Origin of the sequence: Myxococcus sp. AM011 (assembly GCF_013372595.1) — a bacterium.
Taxonomy (GTDB): Bacteria; Myxococcota; Myxococcia; order Myxococcales; family Myxococcaceae; genus Myxococcus; species Myxococcus eversor.
In genome coordinates, this window is the sequence record NZ_JABXEM010000248.1 from 1 (window position 1) to 17,041 (window position 17,041).

12 protein-coding genes are annotated in these 17,041 nt (G+C 70.7%); 3 read left to right on the forward strand and 9 right to left on the reverse strand.

The features are described from left to right. Together HUW62_RS36790 and HUW62_RS36795 are read left to right on the forward strand one after the other, a co-directional pair. Window positions 1-3,138: hypothetical protein (locus HUW62_RS36790; RefSeq protein WP_176437073.1), on the forward strand; the 3,138-nt coding region annotated here is incomplete at its 5' end. A 27-nt stretch (window positions 3,139-3,165) separates the two neighbouring features. Further along, window positions 3,166-3,504 carry a hypothetical protein gene (locus HUW62_RS36795; protein ID WP_163861210.1) on the forward strand — a complete coding sequence of 113 codons (339 nt, stop codon included), beginning with the start codon at window positions 3,166-3,168 and terminating at the stop codon, window positions 3,502-3,504. A 9-nt stretch (window positions 3,505-3,513) separates the two neighbouring features. Here the strand turns inward: HUW62_RS36795 and HUW62_RS36800 are convergent, their stop codons facing one another. The 6 genes from HUW62_RS36800 to HUW62_RS36825 all read right to left on the reverse strand — a co-directional run bounded on the left by HUW62_RS36800 (window position 3,514) and on the right by HUW62_RS36825 (window position 11,596). Then, window positions 3,514-4,437: a hypothetical protein gene (locus HUW62_RS36800; RefSeq protein ID WP_176437074.1), complete on the reverse strand. Its 924-nt coding sequence runs from the start codon at window positions 4,435-4,437 to the stop codon at window positions 3,514-3,516. 88 nt (window positions 4,438-4,525) lie between these two features. After that, the gene (locus tag HUW62_RS36805; RefSeq protein ID WP_176437075.1) at window positions 4,526-5,413 is read right to left on the reverse strand and encodes a neutral zinc metallopeptidase; all 888 of its coding nucleotides are present in this window, start codon (window positions 5,411-5,413) and stop codon (window positions 4,526-4,528) included. Between the two features lie 122 nt (window positions 5,414-5,535). Beyond that, complete coding sequence (locus tag HUW62_RS36810; protein ID WP_303626891.1) at window positions 5,536-8,289, reverse strand: pitrilysin family protein; 2,754 nt, start codon at window positions 8,287-8,289, stop codon at window positions 5,536-5,538. A 122-nt stretch (window positions 8,290-8,411) separates the two neighbouring features. Further along, the gene (locus tag HUW62_RS36815) at window positions 8,412-9,962 is read right to left on the reverse strand and encodes a GMC family oxidoreductase (protein ID WP_163861199.1); all 1,551 of its coding nucleotides are present in this window, start codon (window positions 9,960-9,962) and stop codon (window positions 8,412-8,414) included. Further along, window positions 9,959-10,576 carry a gluconate 2-dehydrogenase subunit 3 family protein gene (locus tag HUW62_RS36820; protein WP_163861196.1) on the reverse strand — a complete coding sequence of 206 codons (618 nt, stop codon included), beginning with the start codon at window positions 10,574-10,576 and terminating at the stop codon, window positions 9,959-9,961. Before HUW62_RS36820 ends, HUW62_RS36815 begins: the two co-directional genes overlap by 4 nt. Before the next feature lie 102 nt (window positions 10,577-10,678). Then, complete coding sequence (locus HUW62_RS36825) at window positions 10,679-11,596, reverse strand: spermidine synthase (RefSeq protein WP_176437077.1); 918 nt, start codon at window positions 11,594-11,596, stop codon at window positions 10,679-10,681. Window positions 11,597-11,688: 92 nt separating this feature from the next. Between HUW62_RS36825 and HUW62_RS36830 the strand changes: the two genes are divergently transcribed. Continuing rightward, window positions 11,689-13,815, forward strand: a complete 2,127-nt coding sequence (locus tag HUW62_RS36830; protein ID WP_163862729.1) for an ATP-binding domain-containing protein — start codon at window positions 11,689-11,691, stop codon at window positions 13,813-13,815. Here the strand turns inward: HUW62_RS36830 and HUW62_RS36835 are convergent. The 3 genes from HUW62_RS36835 to HUW62_RS36845 all read right to left on the reverse strand — a co-directional run bounded on the left by HUW62_RS36835 (window position 13,781) and on the right by HUW62_RS36845 (window position 17,011). After that, the gene (locus HUW62_RS36835; protein ID WP_176437078.1) at window positions 13,781-15,484 is read right to left on the reverse strand and encodes a PAS domain-containing sensor histidine kinase; all 1,704 of its coding nucleotides are present in this window, start codon (window positions 15,482-15,484) and stop codon (window positions 13,781-13,783) included. The genes HUW62_RS36830 and HUW62_RS36835 overlap by 35 nt on opposite strands. A gap of 100 nt (window positions 15,485-15,584) precedes the next feature. Beyond that, the gene (locus tag HUW62_RS36840) at window positions 15,585-16,418 is read right to left on the reverse strand and encodes a sensor histidine kinase KdpD (protein WP_163861190.1); all 834 of its coding nucleotides are present in this window, start codon (window positions 16,416-16,418) and stop codon (window positions 15,585-15,587) included. A 98-nt stretch (window positions 16,419-16,516) separates the two neighbouring features. Then, a complete protein-coding gene (locus HUW62_RS36845; RefSeq protein ID WP_176437079.1) occupies window positions 16,517-17,011 on the reverse strand; it encodes a hypothetical protein in 495 nt (164 codons plus the stop codon). Window positions 17,012-17,041 lie beyond the last annotated feature (30 nt).

A 17,041-nucleotide genomic window follows, 5' to 3' on the forward strand; every position in this document is an offset into this window, starting at 1 on the left:
GCCCGAGAGGCGCCCGCCGAGTCGTCGGGTGGGCGGGTCCTGGAGGCCAAGCGTCGCGAAATCATCCAGATCATCCGGGGAGGCGGAGGCGGAGGGGAAGCCGCCGAGCGGGAACCGGCCAAGCTGGCGATGAAGAACGGCCAGGCGCATGACGACGCGCCGCCCACCCCCGTGCTGCCCAAGGTGGAGACCGCGCCCCGCGCCGCGAAGGTGCTGGTGCGCGACGAGTCCGGTCGTTACCAGCCCCTGAAGACGCGAGCGATTCGCGTGGTGACGTACATCCAGGGCGCCCGCGCGCGCACGGTGGTGGACCACCTCTTCGAGAACGACACGCCCCACAACCTGGAGGGCACCTTCTACTACCCGCTGCCCGGTGGCGCGTCCGTGGCGGGCTTCGCGCTCTACTCGGGCTCCGTGTCGGTGAATTCCCCGTCCCTCTTCCAGTCCTCGGACCTGCTGCCTCCCCTCGGCGATGGCACCTCGGACGTGGAGCAACTCACGGCCGCCGCGCCCCCCAGCCCTCCGGGCGCGAAGCGCTCCTGGGGCGCTCCCCAGGAGGCCCGCGTCGTCGAGCAGAAGCGCGCGCGCGAGGTGTATGAGGACATCGTCCGCAACAACGTCGACCCGGCGCTGCTGGAGTGGGCCGGCGCTTCCACCTTCAGCGCCCGCGTCTTCCCGCTGCCGCCCCGCTCCCTCAAGCGCGTGGTCATCGCCTACGAGCAGACGCTGCTCCATGACGGCGAGCGCCTGCGCTACACGTGGCCCCTGCCCGTCGGCGCGGGCAAGGACCTCCAGGTGTCCGCGCGTGTGCACGTGGACCCGCGCCACACGCAAGCGGTGCTGGTGGCTCCCGAGGTGAAGGGGAAGCCCCGCGAGCTGGGCACGTGGCGGACCTATGACTTGCCCTCCCTCACGGGAGACGGCGCGCTGTCGGTGGCCCTCACGCCGAAGAACAAGGAAGCGGACGTCCTGGTGGGACGCGATGACGCGGGCCTTCCGGGCCAGGCGTTTCATGCGCGCGTGCGCCTGCCCGCGCGGCTGACGTCGGAGGCGGAGGGTCCGCCCACCGGTCGCGCCGTGCTCGTGGTGGACACGTCGCTGGCCACGGAGGACGGCAACGCCTGGGCGCTCCAGGCCGCGACCCTGCGCGCGCTCTTGGAGAAGGACTCCACGCTGAAGGAGTACGCGGTGCTGCTCTTCGACGTGCGGCCCCGCTGGCTGCATGGCTCGGGCTGGCGCGTGAACGACGCCGCGCGGCGCCAGGAGACGTTCTCCGAGCTGGAGCGCGTGTACCTGGAGGGCGCCTCCCACGTGGATGGCATGCTGGCGGAGCTGGACCGGGCCGCGGGTGAATGGCTCAAGCCCGTCAAGCCCGGCGAGCGCGTGACGGCCTTCCTTCTCTCCGACGGCAACGTCACCTGGGGCCAGAGCACCGTCGAGTCGCTCATCTCCCGCCACGGCAGCGCCGAAGCCCTGCGCTGGGTGACGTATCGCTTTGGCGAGGCAGCGGTGAACACGGACCTGTTCGACGCGCTCTCACGGGCCAGCGGAGGCCGGAGCGTGACGGTGCTCTCCGGTGGCCAGGTAGAGGCCGCGGCGAGGGCCCACCGGGCCATGTCCGTGGTGCTCTCCCGCGTGGAGGTGAAGGGCGCCGCCGTGAAGGACCTCGTCATCGCGGGCCGACCGCACCTCGTCTTCCCGGGCCAGGAGCTGCTGGTGGCGGGACGGTTGCCGGAGAAGGGCACCGCGGAGCTGGTGGTGTCGACGCGCGCCGGCGACGTGGAGCAGACGCTCAGCGTGCCGCTGTCCTCGGAGGACGACAGCACCTTCGCGCCGCGCGCCTGGGCGGACCTCTTCGTCACGCGGATGGTGGCCCTGGATGACGTGCGCCTGGACCGGATGGTGGTGGCGCTCAGTCAGCACTACCGGCTGGCCAACGCGCGCGCGTCCATGCTCGTGCTCGAGTCCGAGTCGGACTACCAGCGCTTCGCCATCCGCGACGAGCGCGTGGAGCTGGATGACCTGGAGACGCTGCGCAAGCGAGAGCAGGACCAGCGCAAGGACAAGCTCCAGGGGCTCGACCTGGACCAGGTGCCCAAGTCCGGGCTCGCCGTGGTGCGGACCCTGACGGAGAACCGCTCGGCCCTGGCGCCCCTGATGAAGCGTCAGCCGCTGCGCGACGAGCCCTATGCGGGCGGCGAGCCTCGACTCACCGCGGAGCTGACCTACCGCAAGGCGCGTCGGGAGAATCGCGACGACGTGACGCTGTACGAGGGCATCGCCCGTCAGCGCGCCTTCGCCGGAGACACCGGGGGCGCGCTGCGGGCCCTGTCCTCCCCCGTGGAGCTGCGGCCCAAGGACGCGGAGGCCCTGCGCCTGGTCGGCTACGGCCTGCTCGCCATGGGGCAGTTCCCCGCCGCCTCGGAGCTGTTCGAGCACGTCCGACTCAACCGCCCCTTCGAGGGTCAGGCGTATCTGGAGGAAGCCCTCGCGCTGGATGCCTCCGGGCGCCATGCCGAGGCCGCGCGCAACTACGAAATCGTCCTCGCGGGCGCGCAGTGGCGACACGTCACGGAGCTGCGCCTGGTCGCCGCGTACCACTACGGGCGCCTGCTCTCCGCGCTGGCACGCCATCCCCGCGCGGAGTCCTTCGCGTCCGTGCTGAAGGCGCGCCTCGGCGAAATCCAGGAGGCCAGCACGGCCTGGTACGGCGGCGTGTCCTCCACGCCCATCGACTACCAGCTCACCACCCACTGGAACTCGGACTCGACGGACATCGACCTGTGGGTCATCGAGCCCAACGGTGAGCGCTGCTACTACCAGCACAAGCAGACGCGGCTGGGTGGACAGCTCTACTGGGACATCACCGATGGCCTGGGCCCGGAGCTGTATCACGCGCGCAAGGTCGCCCCCGGCCCCTACCACGTCGTGGTGCACTTCTACGGGCACCGCTCGCCCAAGCTCTCCGTCCCCACGGCGCTGCTGCTGGTGAGCGACAAGGGCGTCTTCGCGTCCGCGGACTCCTATGAGCGTCGCTTCCAGCTCCGCATCCTCCCCAAGAACGACGCGAGGCTGCTGCTGCGGCGCGAGGAGTTCATCCCGCTCAAGACGGCCCTGTCCGCCGAAACCAGGCCCTGAACGATTCGCCTCCGCGAGAGACACGTCATGCACGGACGAAAACCCAGGGGTCCCATCGGACGCGTCGGTGGCCTGCGCCGTGTCGAAGGCGCCGACGGTGTCGTCCGGGTCAGCGCGCTGGAGCGCGTCTCCCGCCCCGAGCGCATCGAGGGCCGCGACGTCACGAGGCGCTCCTTCTCCGAGGCCCTGGACCGGGCCTCGCGAGGGCTTCACAGCACGGAGCCCCTGTCCTCGCCCTCACCGCGAAGGGCCATGCCACCTCCGCCCGCGAGACGCTCGGATGACGACGAGTCGATGCTTCCTCCCGAGCCTCCGCCGGAGGGCTTCCTCGGCATGCTCTGGTGGAAGGTGAAGGGGCGTCGCTAGCCCGCGACGCTAGAAGGTGAAGCCCCCGCCCAGGTACGGGCCATGGAGCCGGTCCTGGTGGGCCACGCCGTCCACCGTGCCCTGGTCGTCCAGGACCAGGCCCCGCCAGCCGCCTCGAATCATGAGGCTGCCCAGGTGCAGGGCCAGCCCCACCGTGCCGTCGAGCTGGAGGTACGGCCACGGTGTGACTTGCGTGCGCGCCTCCAGGTCCAGGGGGCCCAGGATGCAGGCCTCGAAGGACACTCCCACGCTGGGCCCCACGAGCATGACGTCCGGCGCATACGCCGTGCTCACGCCCGCCTCCGCACGCAGCCGCAGTTGCTCGCGCACGAGGAACGCATGCGTCAGGTGCACCTCCGACAGCGTGAGCCTGTCTCGTCCGTCCGTGCCGTCATCGGTGGGCAGGGACAGCCGCAGCACATGGCCCTCCACGCCGAAGCGGCGGAACTCCAACCCCACGAACATGTCGGCGCCCTTCGCGTCGTCTCGCAGGAGCAGGTTCTGCGCGCCCATGCGGAAGGACACCGGCACCGCGTGCCGACGCTCCGTGCTCACCTCCGCGGTGACCTCCGGGGCCATGCCCGGCTGGAGGCTTGCGTTGGCCCTCCGGGGCAGGTGGGTGCCCGTACTGGCAATCGCATGGACCATGCCCTCGAGCATCCACCCGAACAGGCTCCCGACCAGCTCGTTGCCCAGGTCATCCAGCGAGTCCGAGCAGCAGTCGTCGCTCCCCGAGTCGGAGGAGCCCTTGTCGGAGTCGGAGTCCTTGTCGTCGTCATCATCATCGTCGTCCTGACCGATGGCGGTGGCCTCGTGGGCGTCCGACTTCGACTCGCTCGGCTTGGAGCGCTTGCCGAAGCGGGCCTCCGCGGGCGCGGCCAGCAACAGGCCGACGAGAAGCCCCGCGCACCATCTGGCTTGAAATGAAGGCACGCCCCCTCCGACGTCGATGGCCGTGGATTCGTTCCACGTGAGGCCATTCAAACGCGGGAGGGGGTCTGGACGCCAATCGTCCCGTGGGTCAGCGGCGACGGCGCGACGGCGTGGACGCGTCGGAGAACGTGTCGCACGCCTCCAGGGTGCCCTGTGACAGGCCCTTCTTGAACCACGCGACGCGTTGCTCCGAGGAGCCATGGGTGAAGGACTCGGGGACGACGTAGCCCCGGGTGCGACGCTGGAGCGTGTCGTCACCAATGGCGGACGCGGCACCCAGGCCCTCCTCCACGTCGCCCTCCTCCAGCACCTGGCGCTCCCGCTGCGCATGGTGGGCCCAGATGCCGGCGAAGCAGTCCGCCTGCAGCTCCTGGAGCACCGACAGCACGTTGGCCTGCTCCGGCGAGACGCGGCGCCGCGCGGCCTGCACCTGCTCGGAGATGCCCATCAGATTCTGCACGTGGTGCCCCACCTCGTGCGCCACCACGTACGCCTGGGCGAAGTCACCCGGCGCGCCGAAGCGGCGGTCCAGCTCGTCGAAGAAGTCCAGGTCCAGATACACGCGCTGGTCCGGCGGGCAGTAGAAGGGCCCCACCGCGCTCTCCTGGAGCCCGCACGCGGACCGCACCGCTCCCGTGAAGAGCACCAGCCGGGGGTCCACGTAGTTCACCCCATGCGGCTCCAGCAGGCCCGGCCACGTGTCCTCCGTGTCCGCGAGGATGACGGACACGAAGTCCTTCAGCTCCGCATGGCGCGGATCATCGGGCACACCCGAGCCGCCCGTGCCGGAGCCGCCCTGTTGGCCCAGTCCGCCTCCAGAGTTGGTGGTGATGACGGACGGGTCTCCGCCCAGCAGCATCACCAGCAGCGCCACGACGATGGAGCCGACCCCCCCGCCCACCGCCAGGGGACGCCCGATGCCACTGCCTCGCCGGTCTTCCACATTGGAGCTGCGACGACCACCCTGCCACCGCATGCCTGCCCCCTCCTGGACGGATTCTCCGTCGGGGCAAGGTAGTCAGCGTCGGAGCGGAGGGACGCCCGCCACGCGTCCCTCGCCTGGTCGACAGCGCGCCAGGCGAGGGAGCACACGAGCGGCTACGGCACGGACAGCGCCTGGAGGGCGGTGCGGGCCTGGGCCTCGTCGGCGACCACCCCCACCACGAGCCGCTTGAGGCAGCCGTCGAACTCCTGCTTCAGCGCGGCGGCCGTCACGGCCTGGAGGTGGGCGGGACGCTGGGCCAGAGACTCCGGCGAGAAGCCCCGCACCCGGGCATCCAGGAGCGCCTGCACCCACGACTCCGAGGAGATGAACGACACCGCCTGCGTCGCGAGCAGCCGCGAACGGGAGCGCGCCACCTCGCCCTCGTCCAGGTTCGTGGCGAAGGTGGAGAGCAAATCCCGCACGTACTTCGCGCCCTCCGTCATTCGCTGCGCATCCACCACGCCCTCCACCACCAGGTGGGAGGCACCGCCGCGCGCCACCCAGGTGCTCGCGCTGAAGCCGTAGGAGGCCCCGCGCTGCGAGCGCACCTCGTGGAACGCACGCCCGGACACCAGCTCCGCCATCATCGAGTAGCGTGCCGCGGCCTCGGGAGTGGCCGTGGGAAGCCGGCAGGCCAGTTGCAGATGACCCTGGGTCGCACCCGGGCGGGGAGTGACGAGCGTACGGGCCTTCGCGGAGGGCTCGGGCAACGCCGGCGCGCCGGGCACGCTCACCGCCGTGGCGGGTCCGTGCTTCCAGCCGCCCAGGTACTCGCGCACCAGGGGCTCCACCGTCTTCACGTCGAACTCGCCGGCGATGACCACCACGGTGTTGGCAGGACGGTACACATCCCCAATCCAGGTCTGGACGTCCTCCCAGGACACCTGCGCCATCTCCTCGCCGGTGGCGTCTCGCGAGTACGCATGCGTCCCGTAGAGGGCCTTCATCAGCTCGCGCTCCGCCCGGACCTCCGGGTGCGCGTCCACCGCGCGCCGCCACGGCACCACCTGCTCCTGGAGGTACTTCACCGCCTCCAGCGAGGTCCGCGTGGTGGCCAGCTGTTCGGACAGCAGCGCCAGCATGTTGCCGATGTTGCCGGCGGTGCCGGCGACCTCGATGCGCTCGTGGTCCTTGTGCATGTCTCCGTACACATGCAGCCCCCAGTGGCTGGCATGGCCCTCGAACCACGACTCGCGGAAGGCGCCGTAGCTGGCCATGGCCGCCGCGCCCGGCTTCGCGCCGTACGTGGAGCCGCCGCCCAGCACCGCGCCCACCCGCACCACGGGCAGCCCGGGCCGGGGCGCGAGCAGCACCTCCATGCCGTTGTCGAGCTTCAGCGTCTGCACGGGCGCCGACAGGGCCGTCAGCATGGACGGGGTGATGCGCTGCTCCGCCGTCACCGGGGAGGTCTCCTCCGGCAGGGTCGCGGGCGCGGCGACGCTGGCGCCACCGCTCTCTCCCGGCCGCACCAGGATGATGCGGGCCCGCTCCCGCTGGAGCCACTTGTAGGCGAAGTCCGTCACCTTGCCGCCGTCGATGGTCATCAGCGCCATCTGCGCGCGCGTGTAGCCACGCACGTCGAGCATGAAGTGCGTCAGCTCCGCGCGGCGCACGGTGCGCGACATCAAATCTTCGGACTCCAGCACCATGCCGGTGATGACGTTGCGGCGCATGGACTGGAAGTCGAACTCACGGCCGAGCACCGCCCCCGCGCTGATGCTCTGCGTCCACGTCTCGTAGACCCGGTCCAACACCTTGTCCGCGGACCTGCGCGGGTTGGCGCCCGTGGTGAGCGGCACGCGGACCACCAGCAGCGAGGCGCGCGTGCCGGGAATCACCTGCGTGCCGACTCCCGCGATGTCTCCGTCGGTGAGCTGCGCCCCCGACAGGCTCCGGCTCAGGTTCACCCGGACGAAGTCATGGATGGCGCTGGCCTCGTCGAAGGAGCGCGGCAGCACCCAGGAGATGTACAGCTCCGGCGAGCCGACGGACGCCTTGTACTCCGGAATGGACGGCGCGGCGGCCTTCAAGGGCGGCTCCGTCACCTGCGGCAGGCGCGTGTCCACGGCGAGCGGCGCGCCAGTGCCCACCCACGCGGGGGGCAGGCTCTGCATCAACACCGCCTCCACGGCGGCCAGGTCCACGTCCCCGGCGATGACCAGGGTGACGTTGTCCGGACGGTAGTGGTTGCGCGCGAAGCGCTGGGCATCCGCCAGGGCGAGCGCCGTGAGGGAATCGTGCGTGCCGATGATGGGCCGCGAGTACGGGTGCTCCGGCGGATAGGCCGCCGCGTGCATCCAGCTGAAGACCTGGCCCACGTAGCCCGTTTCGTTGCGCTGGCGCAGCTCGTTGCGCACCACCTCGCGCTCCACCGCGAAGACCTCCGGCGTGACACCGGCGAGCGGAGCGGACATCCGCTGTCCCTCCATCTTCAACAGCGCGGCCAGCGACTCCTTGGGCGCCATCGTCTGGTACAGCGTGTGGTCCAGGCTGGTGAAGGCATTGAAGCGGCCCGCCCCCAGGTCCTCCAGCCGCGTCCACACCGAGGGGCTGCCCGCGTGACGCGAGCGGAACGCCAGGTGCTCCACGACGTGCGCCAGGCCTTCCTTGCCCGCGGGGTCGCTGGAGCCGCCCGTTCCCACCAGGGCCACCACCGCCACCACCGGTGCGCGCGCGTCCTGCTCCACCACCACCCGCAGCCCCGAGGGCATGCGGAAGTCTCGCAAGGGGAAGGACACGTCGCGCATCACCACCTGGCCGCGCTGGGGCAAGGTCGAACACGCACCCAACACGGCGGAGAGGACGACGACGGCCGCCGTCATCCTCCGCGCACGCGGAGAAGGCCGAGACAGGAACAGGGAGCTCATACGGAATGGACTCATGGGGGACTTCGTGCACGGCAAGGACTGCCATGCGCGCCCGTGGAGACGGGGTGGACTGCATAGAACATCTGATGGCGAAAACACCATCATCGTTCCGTCATGGAATGTCACACAGCGGCTGCGACGTGCTGGCTCCCCCAGTGGGCGATGCCGAGGATGGACTCCATGGGATTGACGCCCAGGGCGGTGGGAAAAACGGAGCCGTCCACGACGAAGAGGTTGTCCGCGTCCCAGTAGCGCAGCGTGCTGTCCACCACGCTCGTCTCCGGACCGCCACCCATGGCGCACCCGCCCATCTGGTGCGCGCTGAGGACGGAGAGTTGGAGCGGGCCATAGGGCGCATCGTCCAGGAGGGCGATGTCCTTCTCGCTTCGCATGACCACGGGACGCGAGTGCGGGCTCGACACCTGCTCCGCGCCGGCGGCGAACTGGATGCGCGCGGACACCTTGAGGGCCTCGCGGAAAGCCTCCCAGTGAAAGTCGTTGAGCGGGTAGTCGACCTTGAAGCGCGAGTATTCGCCCTCGCCGCGCAGGGCCACCGTGCCCCCTTCGTCCCCGGGGTGCACGCCATCCAGGCAGATGGAGATGAGGGCATTGGCATACGGCAGCCGCGCCATCCGGTCCTGGTGCGCCGCGCCCAGGCCCGTCAGCGCCAAGGAGTTGAGGATGGGCAGCAGCGGAGGCACCTCCAGGAGCCACCCCAGCTTGCCTTCTCCCCGGTTGATGAACTGCCGCGAGTACACGCTGATGGGCGCGCCGCGATAGGCCTCCACCGGCTCCCGGAAGTCGGCGTTGGAGACGACCACGGGGTGGAGGAAGAGGCGCTTTCCCACCCGGCCCCGTCCGGTGAGCCCGCTGCGCAAGAGCAGCCCCGGCGAGTTGATGGCTCCGCCGCACACCGCCGTCACCTTCGCCTTCACCGTGAGCCGCTTTCCGGTGGGCCGGTTCGTGCTCGGGTTCAACACGTCCGCGTGGACCGCCACCACGCGCCCGCCCTGGGTCTCCAGCTTCCGCGCGCTGACGTTGGCGAACAGCCGCATCCCCTTCTCCACCGCTTCGGGAATCAGCGTCACCAGCAGGGACTGCTTGGCGTTGGTGGGGCAGCCCAGACCGCATGTGCCCAGCGCCGCGCATGAGCGCACGTTGCGCTTCACCGTGCCCCGGCTGTAGCCCAGCGCGCCCAATCCCTCCCACAGAATCCGGTTGTTGCGATTGGACTGCTCGAGCGGCCACTCGCGGATGTTCAGCCGCTCCTCCAGCCAATCCCAGTGCGGCGCGAGCGTGGTGGCGTCCAGCCCCTTCACGCCATGCGTGTCGCGCCAGCGCTCCAGGATTTCCGGCGGCGTGCGGAAGCAGGCACACCAGTTGATGGCGGTGCCACCGCCCACCGTGCGGCCCTGGAAGATGCCGATGGACAGGTCATCCGTCGCCCGGTTGCCGGCCTCCTGATAGAAAGTGGAGTAGGCCTTCGACTCGTTCAGGTCGAAGTCGCGACGGGTGTGGTAGCCGCCCTCTTCCAGCATCACCACGTCCAGCCCTCGCTTCGCCAACTCCAGCCCGAGCACTCCGCCGCCCGCGCCGCTGCCCACCACGCAGACGTCGCACGTGAGCGTCTGGTCCTCGGTCAGCTCATCTCCCGTCCGGATGCGGCCGCTCATGGCGTGGACCCTCCGGTGCCCGCGAAGGAACCATCCGACGGCCCTTTCCAGACGGGCGCGTCCGCGACGTGGAAGCCCCGCGGCGCCACGTAGCCCGTGGCCGCGATGGCCGCCGGGTGCGAGTAGTACGCGGCATGGGTCAGCGAGCGCAGCGCGTGAAAGGCGCCGCGACGGAACACCAGCCGCGACGTCCGCCAGTCCTCCAGCACGGCGTCCTGCGCCTCGGGGGACAGCCGCGAGAAGGGCGTGACGCGGCCCGAGAACAACAGGCCCGCCAGCGCGTTGTCGAAGATTCCCAGCACGTCCCGGACCTCCTTCGCGACCAGGGGGTCTCCGCGCGCGAGCACCTGGTCCGCCAGGAAGGCCACGCGCGCGGTGTCCGCGTCCGGCCAGCCCTCGCGAGGCGGGAAGGCCCGGCGGGCGATGGCCTGGAACGTGGCGTACTCGCGAGGCCCGAAGACCTGGAGTCCTTCGACTGGCAGGGGCAATGACAGCCCTTCGCGCAGGAACAGCGCGCCACCGCCTCCCAGCGCGAGCAGCGCGCCACCGAAGACTCCGCGCTTGAGCAGTCCTCGACGCGACAGCGAGGGTGGCCCGACGTGAGACGGGGACATCGCGGCCTCCGAAACGAAACGGGTCCACAACGCTGCCTGAGGCCGCCGGAGTCTAGCCCCTGCCCGCCATCGAATGACAATCGACGCCCCTCGCCTGGAGCGTCAGGGCGCCGGAGCCGTGGGCCTGGATTCCACGGGGGCCACGGGCGTGACGGGCTTGTCCTTCAACACCTGGCCCGACGACTCCTCGCGTCCAGTGACGTCGGCAAATCCTCGCATCACCATCTCGCTCAAATCGAACGGTACGCCCCGCTGCTTCTCCAGCGACTGGGCTCGGGCGGCGAGGGCTTCGCGCGACTGTTTGTCTGGGAAGGGCACGCCCACGAAGATGCGGTTGGCGTTGGCCTCCACCTCGAAGGTGTAGAGCTGGCGGAAGCCCGCCTGCCACGTGCGCACCATGGAGGAGAAGAGCGGGTTGGGCGGGTCCTCCCAGACGTTGCCCACCACCACGCCCTTCGCCGTCAGCCTCGCGCGCACCACCGCGAGGAACTCCACCGTGCCCAGGTGCTCGGGGATGCTCTCCGGGCCGTACGCGTCCAGGAAGATGAGGTCATACGCGGGCCGCTTCGCCTCGATGAAGGCCCTTCCGTCCGCCACGTGCGCCTTCAGGCGTTCATCCTCGCGGAAGCCGAAGTACTCGCGCGCCACGTCCACCACATCCGGGTCGATGTCCACCACGTCGATGCGCGCCTGGGGCACCACCGCGCGCAGGAACATGGGCATGGCCCCGCCGCCCAGGCCCACGACGAGGATGCGCTGGGGCTTGGGGACGAAGGCCAGCCCCACCATCGCCACGCGCGTGTAGGCCAGCTCCAGCTTCAACGGCTGCCCCGGCCACACCACGCTCTGGAGCGCGCCGGACTCGTCGAACTGGAGGTAGCGCCGGCCCTCCGCGTCCTCCGTCACCGCGATGAGCGTGTAGGGCGACTGCTTCTGGTGGAGGACGGTGCGCTGCCCCGAGGCGGCACACGAGAGGAAGGCCAGCACCAGCAGCGCCAACCGAGGGGTGAAGCGCCGCATGCCCGCTCCTTCCGACCGCCATTCAAAGTAGCACTTCCGCCAGGAAAACCAACGGGTTGACGAGCACCGTCCCGAAGTTCAACTTGGCGCGCATGACGCAAGCGCAGGGACACCTCTCCGAAGACGCCCGGGCCATCATCGCCGAGGAGGAAGCGCTGCTCTCGCGCGTCCAGGCGACACTGGAGCTCGCGCGCCGCAAGGCAGGACGGGCGCTGGAGAACCAGGCGCTCGTCGACCAGCTCCAGGCCCTTCGCGACGAGGCGACGAGCGCGGCCGAGGCCGACCTGCCCCACCTCTTCTTCCAGATGGACCAGACGCGGGCCCTGTTGGACCGACAGGAGAGCGCCCAGCTCCCGGACTCGCAAGCGCCCTACTTCGCGCACCTGCGCCTGGATGGCGACGCGGGACAGCGCGACTACCTGCTGGGCCGCACGACTTTCGCGGACGTGAGCGCCGGGGTGCGCGTCATCGACTGGCGCTTCGCCCCCATCGCCCGCGTCTTCTACTCGTACGAGGAGGGCGACGCGTACGAGGAGCAGTTCGGCGAGCGGCTGGCCGAGGGCACCGTGGAGGTGCGTCGCCTGGTGGTCATCGAGCGCGGCGTGCTGACCCGCATCATCTCCGGCGCCCTCGTCCTGGAGCGCGCACAGGATGGCACGTGGCACGGCGTGGGCCGCGATGTCAGCGCCCTGCGAGAGGGAGGCGCGGGCTCGGCGGCGCGGCCCGGGGCCATGGGCACCGGCAAGGGCACCCGGCGCGTCGAGGATGCCTTCGGCGTCACGGCCATGCTGGACGCCGAGCAGTACGACGCCGTCAGCGTGGAGGCCTCCCATCCCCTGCTGGTGCTGGGCAGCGCGGGCAGCGGGAAGACGACGGTGGCCCTGCACCGGCTGGCGAAAATCGCCTTCGACGACCCGAACACGTATCCCCAGTCGCGCATGAAGCTCATCGTCCCCGAGGAGGGCCTGGCCCGGCTGTCGCGCCGGCTGCTGGCGCCCCTGGGCCTGGGCCGCGTCTCGGTGGATACGCTGGACCACTGGCTGCTCGCGACGGCGCGCTCCGCGTTCGACCTGCCGGGCATCAAGCTGAGCCCGGAGACGCCGCCGCTCGTGTCGCGCTTCAAGCGGCACCCCGCGCTGCGGCGCCTGCTCCTCGGCCGAATCAAGGCGCCGAAGACTCAAGCGGGCCCCGCGCTGGAGCGGCTCCACCGGCGGCTCGCGGACGCGTACCTGGACCGCCACTTCCTCGACGACGTGGTGAGCCAGGCGAAGGGAGAGCTGCCGCGCACCGCCATCGACGAGGTGCTGGAGCACACGCGGCTGCAACGCTCCACCCCGCTGGACAAGGAGCTCAAGGACATCACCGAGCCGGAGCGGCTCGTCACCGTGGACGGCAAGGCCATCGAGGAGGACACGCCCTACGCGCTCGCCGGCACGGTGGACCTGGAGGACCTGCCCATCCTCATGTTCCTCAAGGCCCAGCACGGCCCGCTCGGGCTGGAGCGACTGGCCCACATCGTCCTGGACGAAGCGGAGGACTTCTCCCTCTTCGAGCTGTTCGTCGTGCGCAAGCTGTTGGGCAAGGGCCGCAGCTGCACGCTCGCGGGCGACGAGATGCAGCAGACCGAGTCGGGCTTCGCCGGCTGGCCCCAGGCGCTCGACGAGCTGGGCATCCGCGACGCGTCCACCTGCCGGCTTCAGGTCTCCTATCGCTGCCCCGCGCCAGTGGTGGAGCTGGCCCGGCAGGTGCTGGGCACCCAGGCTCCCGCGGAGTCGTCAGCGCAGCCGCCCCGCGCGGGCGCGCCGGTGGGCTTCCACCACTTCCCGGTGGACGCGCAGGCCCAGCTCTTCGTCGGCGAGGCCTTGAGAGACCTCGTCGCGCGCGAGCCCCATGCCTCCGTGGGGGTCATCGCCAGCAGCCCCGAGTCGGCCGACGCCGTCTATCGCGTCGTGGCGGACCAGGCCTGGGCGCGCCGGGTGAAGGACGGAGAGTTCTCCTTCGAGCCCGGCGTGGACGTGACGGACGTGGGCAGCGTGAAGGGCCTGGAGTTCGACTACGTCATCCTCCCGGACGTCACCGCGCGCGCCTGGCCCGTGGATGACGAGTCCCGCCGCCGCCTGCACGTGGCAATCACCCGCACCTCCCATCAGCTCTGGGTGGTGTCCTCGGGCGCGCGCTCGCGCCTCATTCCGGAGGCTGTCGCGGCAGCTCCACGGTGAACGTGGAGCCCTGGCCGGGCGCGCTGCGCACGAGGATGCGCCCGTCCATGGCATCGACAATCTGCCGGACAATCCACAGTCCCAGTCCCAGTCCACCGTAGTGCCGCTCGCTGGCGAGCCGCTCGAAGCGATGGAACAGGCGCGGCTGCGCCTCCTCGGCGATGCCCACGCCCTCGTCGCGCACGGACAGCCAGACCCGCTGCGCGTCCGCGCCCACGTGCACCTCGATGGGGTGCCCCCGCCCGTACTTGATGGCGTTGGACAGGAGGTTCTGGAGCACCTGCTCAATCCGCAGCCGGTCCCACACCCCCGTCGCGGGCCCTGGTGCCTCCAGTCGCAGCGCACACCCCGCCCGAGACAGCTCCTCCGCGTAGCGCGGCACCAGCTCCCGCGTGAGCGCGGCCAGGTCCAACGGCTCGCGCTCCAGCCGCAGCTTGCCCGCGGTGATGCGCGACACGTCCAGGAGCTCGCGCACCAGGCCGGACAGCCGGGAGAGCTGCCGCTGCACGGCCATCACCTTGTTGGAGACGGACTCGGACGCGATGTCCCCGGGGCTTCCGGCGGGAGCCTCCAACTGCCTGCGCAGCGCCTGGACGTTGAGCGTCAGCGAGGTGAGCGGCGTGTTCAGCTCGTGCGAGGCGACGGAGAGGAACGAGTCCCTCGCGCGCACCGCCTCCTGCGCCTCCGTGTACAGCCGCCCGTTATCCAATGACGTGGCCGCGCGCCGCGCCAGGTCCTCGGCGAGCCGCACATCCGCCTGCGTATAGCGCCGACCGCCCTCGGTGTTGATGAGCGACAGCGCCCCGAGCACACGGCCCCGGCTCATCAGGGGCACGACGATGTACGCCGTCATGCCCAGCTCCTGCGTCGCCTGGCGCCGCGCCTCGTCTGGAATGGTCCGCGCGAGCAGCTCCGGGCGAATCTCCGGCACGAACTCCGTGGCGCCGGTGCGCAGCACCTTGCCCACGCCGTAGGTCTGGTCCATCAGGATGGGGTAGCGCTCGTGGAACGCCCGCGCGCGCTCCACCAGCTCCGGCCGCACGTGCGCCATGGCCACCCGCCGCACGCGTCCGTCCGGCAGCGGCACGTCCACGCTGCACCCATCCGCCAGGGGTGGCACCGCGAGGACGGTGAGGCGCGTGAGGATTTCGTCATGCTCCAGCGACGACGTCATCACCTCGCTGGCCTGCGCCAGGAAGGCCGCGTGGCGCTGCGCGCGGCGCGTCTCGTCGTAGAGGCCCCGGAGGATGGCCTCCTGCTTCTTCTCCGACGTGTTCTCCCGCGAGAAGACGTAGACGCGCCCGTGGCCCCGGAACAGGCGCAGCATGAACCAGCGCTCCTGGGAGGCGAAGTGCCACTCGAAGTCCTCTGGCGCGCCCGCCGCCGCCACGCGCACGAAGCGCTGCTGGAGCTGCGCCCTCAAGGCCTCCGGGTACAGCTCCCACAGGAGGCGGCCGAGCATCTCCTCCCGAAGACTTCCGAAGGCGCGCTCCATCGCCGGGTTCGCGTAGAGACACGCCCCATCCGTCGCGCAGATGGAGACGCTCTCCGGGAACTGGTCCCACAGAACGGTGTCCAGTCCCTCCACGGCCGCGGGGGACGCGTCGGCACTGGCAAGCCCCTGTCCGGTCAAGTGATGGTCCACGCGCACGGTGCGGATACGGGTCAAGGCCCCCGCCCCCGGCTTACCACTTCCCTCATCCAGCCCACCGCTACCTCCCACACGTCTGCTCGTCAGACAACACTCGACGGCCTCGTGGGGCAAGTCTTCAGGTGCCCGGGGGCGGAGCGGGAGCAGGCAGCGGCAAGCGCACGGTGAAACAGGCTCCCTGGCCCGGGGTGCTCGCCACGGACAGGCTGCCCCCGTGGAGCTCGACGAGCTGCCGGGAAATCCAAAGCCCCAGCCCGAAGCCGGGGCGCGTCGGGTCCAGGCGCGAGAAGCGCTGGAACAGCCGCTCCTGGTCCTCCGGGGAGATGCCCGCGCCCCCGTCCTTCACCCACAACAGCACGGCCTGGTCCTCCTCGCGGAGCGCCACTTCAATCGCCGTCCCCGCAGCGTGGCGCAGGGCATTGGTGAGCAGGTTGGTGAAGACCTGCTCCACGCGCGTGCGGTCCCACGCGCCCACGATTCCGAGCGGGGCGCGCAGGCACAAATCACACCCCGCGCGCCGCACGTCCTCCTCCATCCGCTCCACGGTGTGGCGGACGAGCTGCCCCAGGTCCACCTCCTCCAAGTCCAGCACCGGGCGCTGGGTGGACAGGAGCGACACGTCCAGGAGCGTGGCGATGAGCCGGTCCAACCGTCGGCATTGGTCCTGGACCCGGGCCAGCCGCCTTGGGACGTCCGAGGCCTCCAGCGCGCCAAGTTGAGCGGAGTGCACCAGACCGTCCACGTAGAGCCGCAGCGACGTCAAGGGCGTGCGCAGCTCGTGGGAGGCCACGGACAGGAACTCGTCGCGCACCCGCAGCGCGGCCTCCAGGGCGGCCGTCCGCTCCAGCACCCGTTGCTCCAGCTCCCCCGCGGGCCGGCGCGACTCATCCGGAGAGCCCGCCGCGTGCTCGCCCTCGACGGGCGAACCCTTCCGACTCGTCTCCACCGCCATGCCCCGCGTCTCTAGCGGAGCAGGCGGCCCACACCCATCCGGCGCCCGGCCGCGGACTCCCGCAAGCTTCCACTATCCAACACGGGCGGACACCGCGCTCACGGCTGCTGCTGGCCCTGCTGCCCCTGGCGCCACTGCTCACGGCTCTGCTCCGCGGCGCGGCGGCGCGCCAGCGACTCCTCCTCCTGGCGGGGGTACTCCGACAGCCGCGTGCGGTGCATGTTGATGCTCAGCTCGTACAAACCCTTGTCACGCTCGGGCAGCTTGTCGCCCTGCTCCGCGAGCACCGTGGTCGCGAACTGCAACATGTCTTCTGACACCCTGCGTCGTCGGTCGTAGTACCCGTGAATCTCCGCCTCGGTGGCGTCACCCGCCTGCACCCGGCCAAAGACTTCATTCCACTTGCGCGTCTCCTCCTCGCGCTTGCGCAGCAGCTCCGGGTCCTTCGTCGGCGCGCCCAGCTCCCAGTACATGTTGTCCGGCAGCTTCGCGCGCAGCGCCTCCAAATCCACGGGATAGGCCGCGGCCTCGCCATCCACGCCAGGCTCGGGCTCCGGCGCCCGGTAGGCCTCCGGAATGACGCTGCTTGTCATTCGTGGCGGAGGGGTGGGCGCGGCCTATCC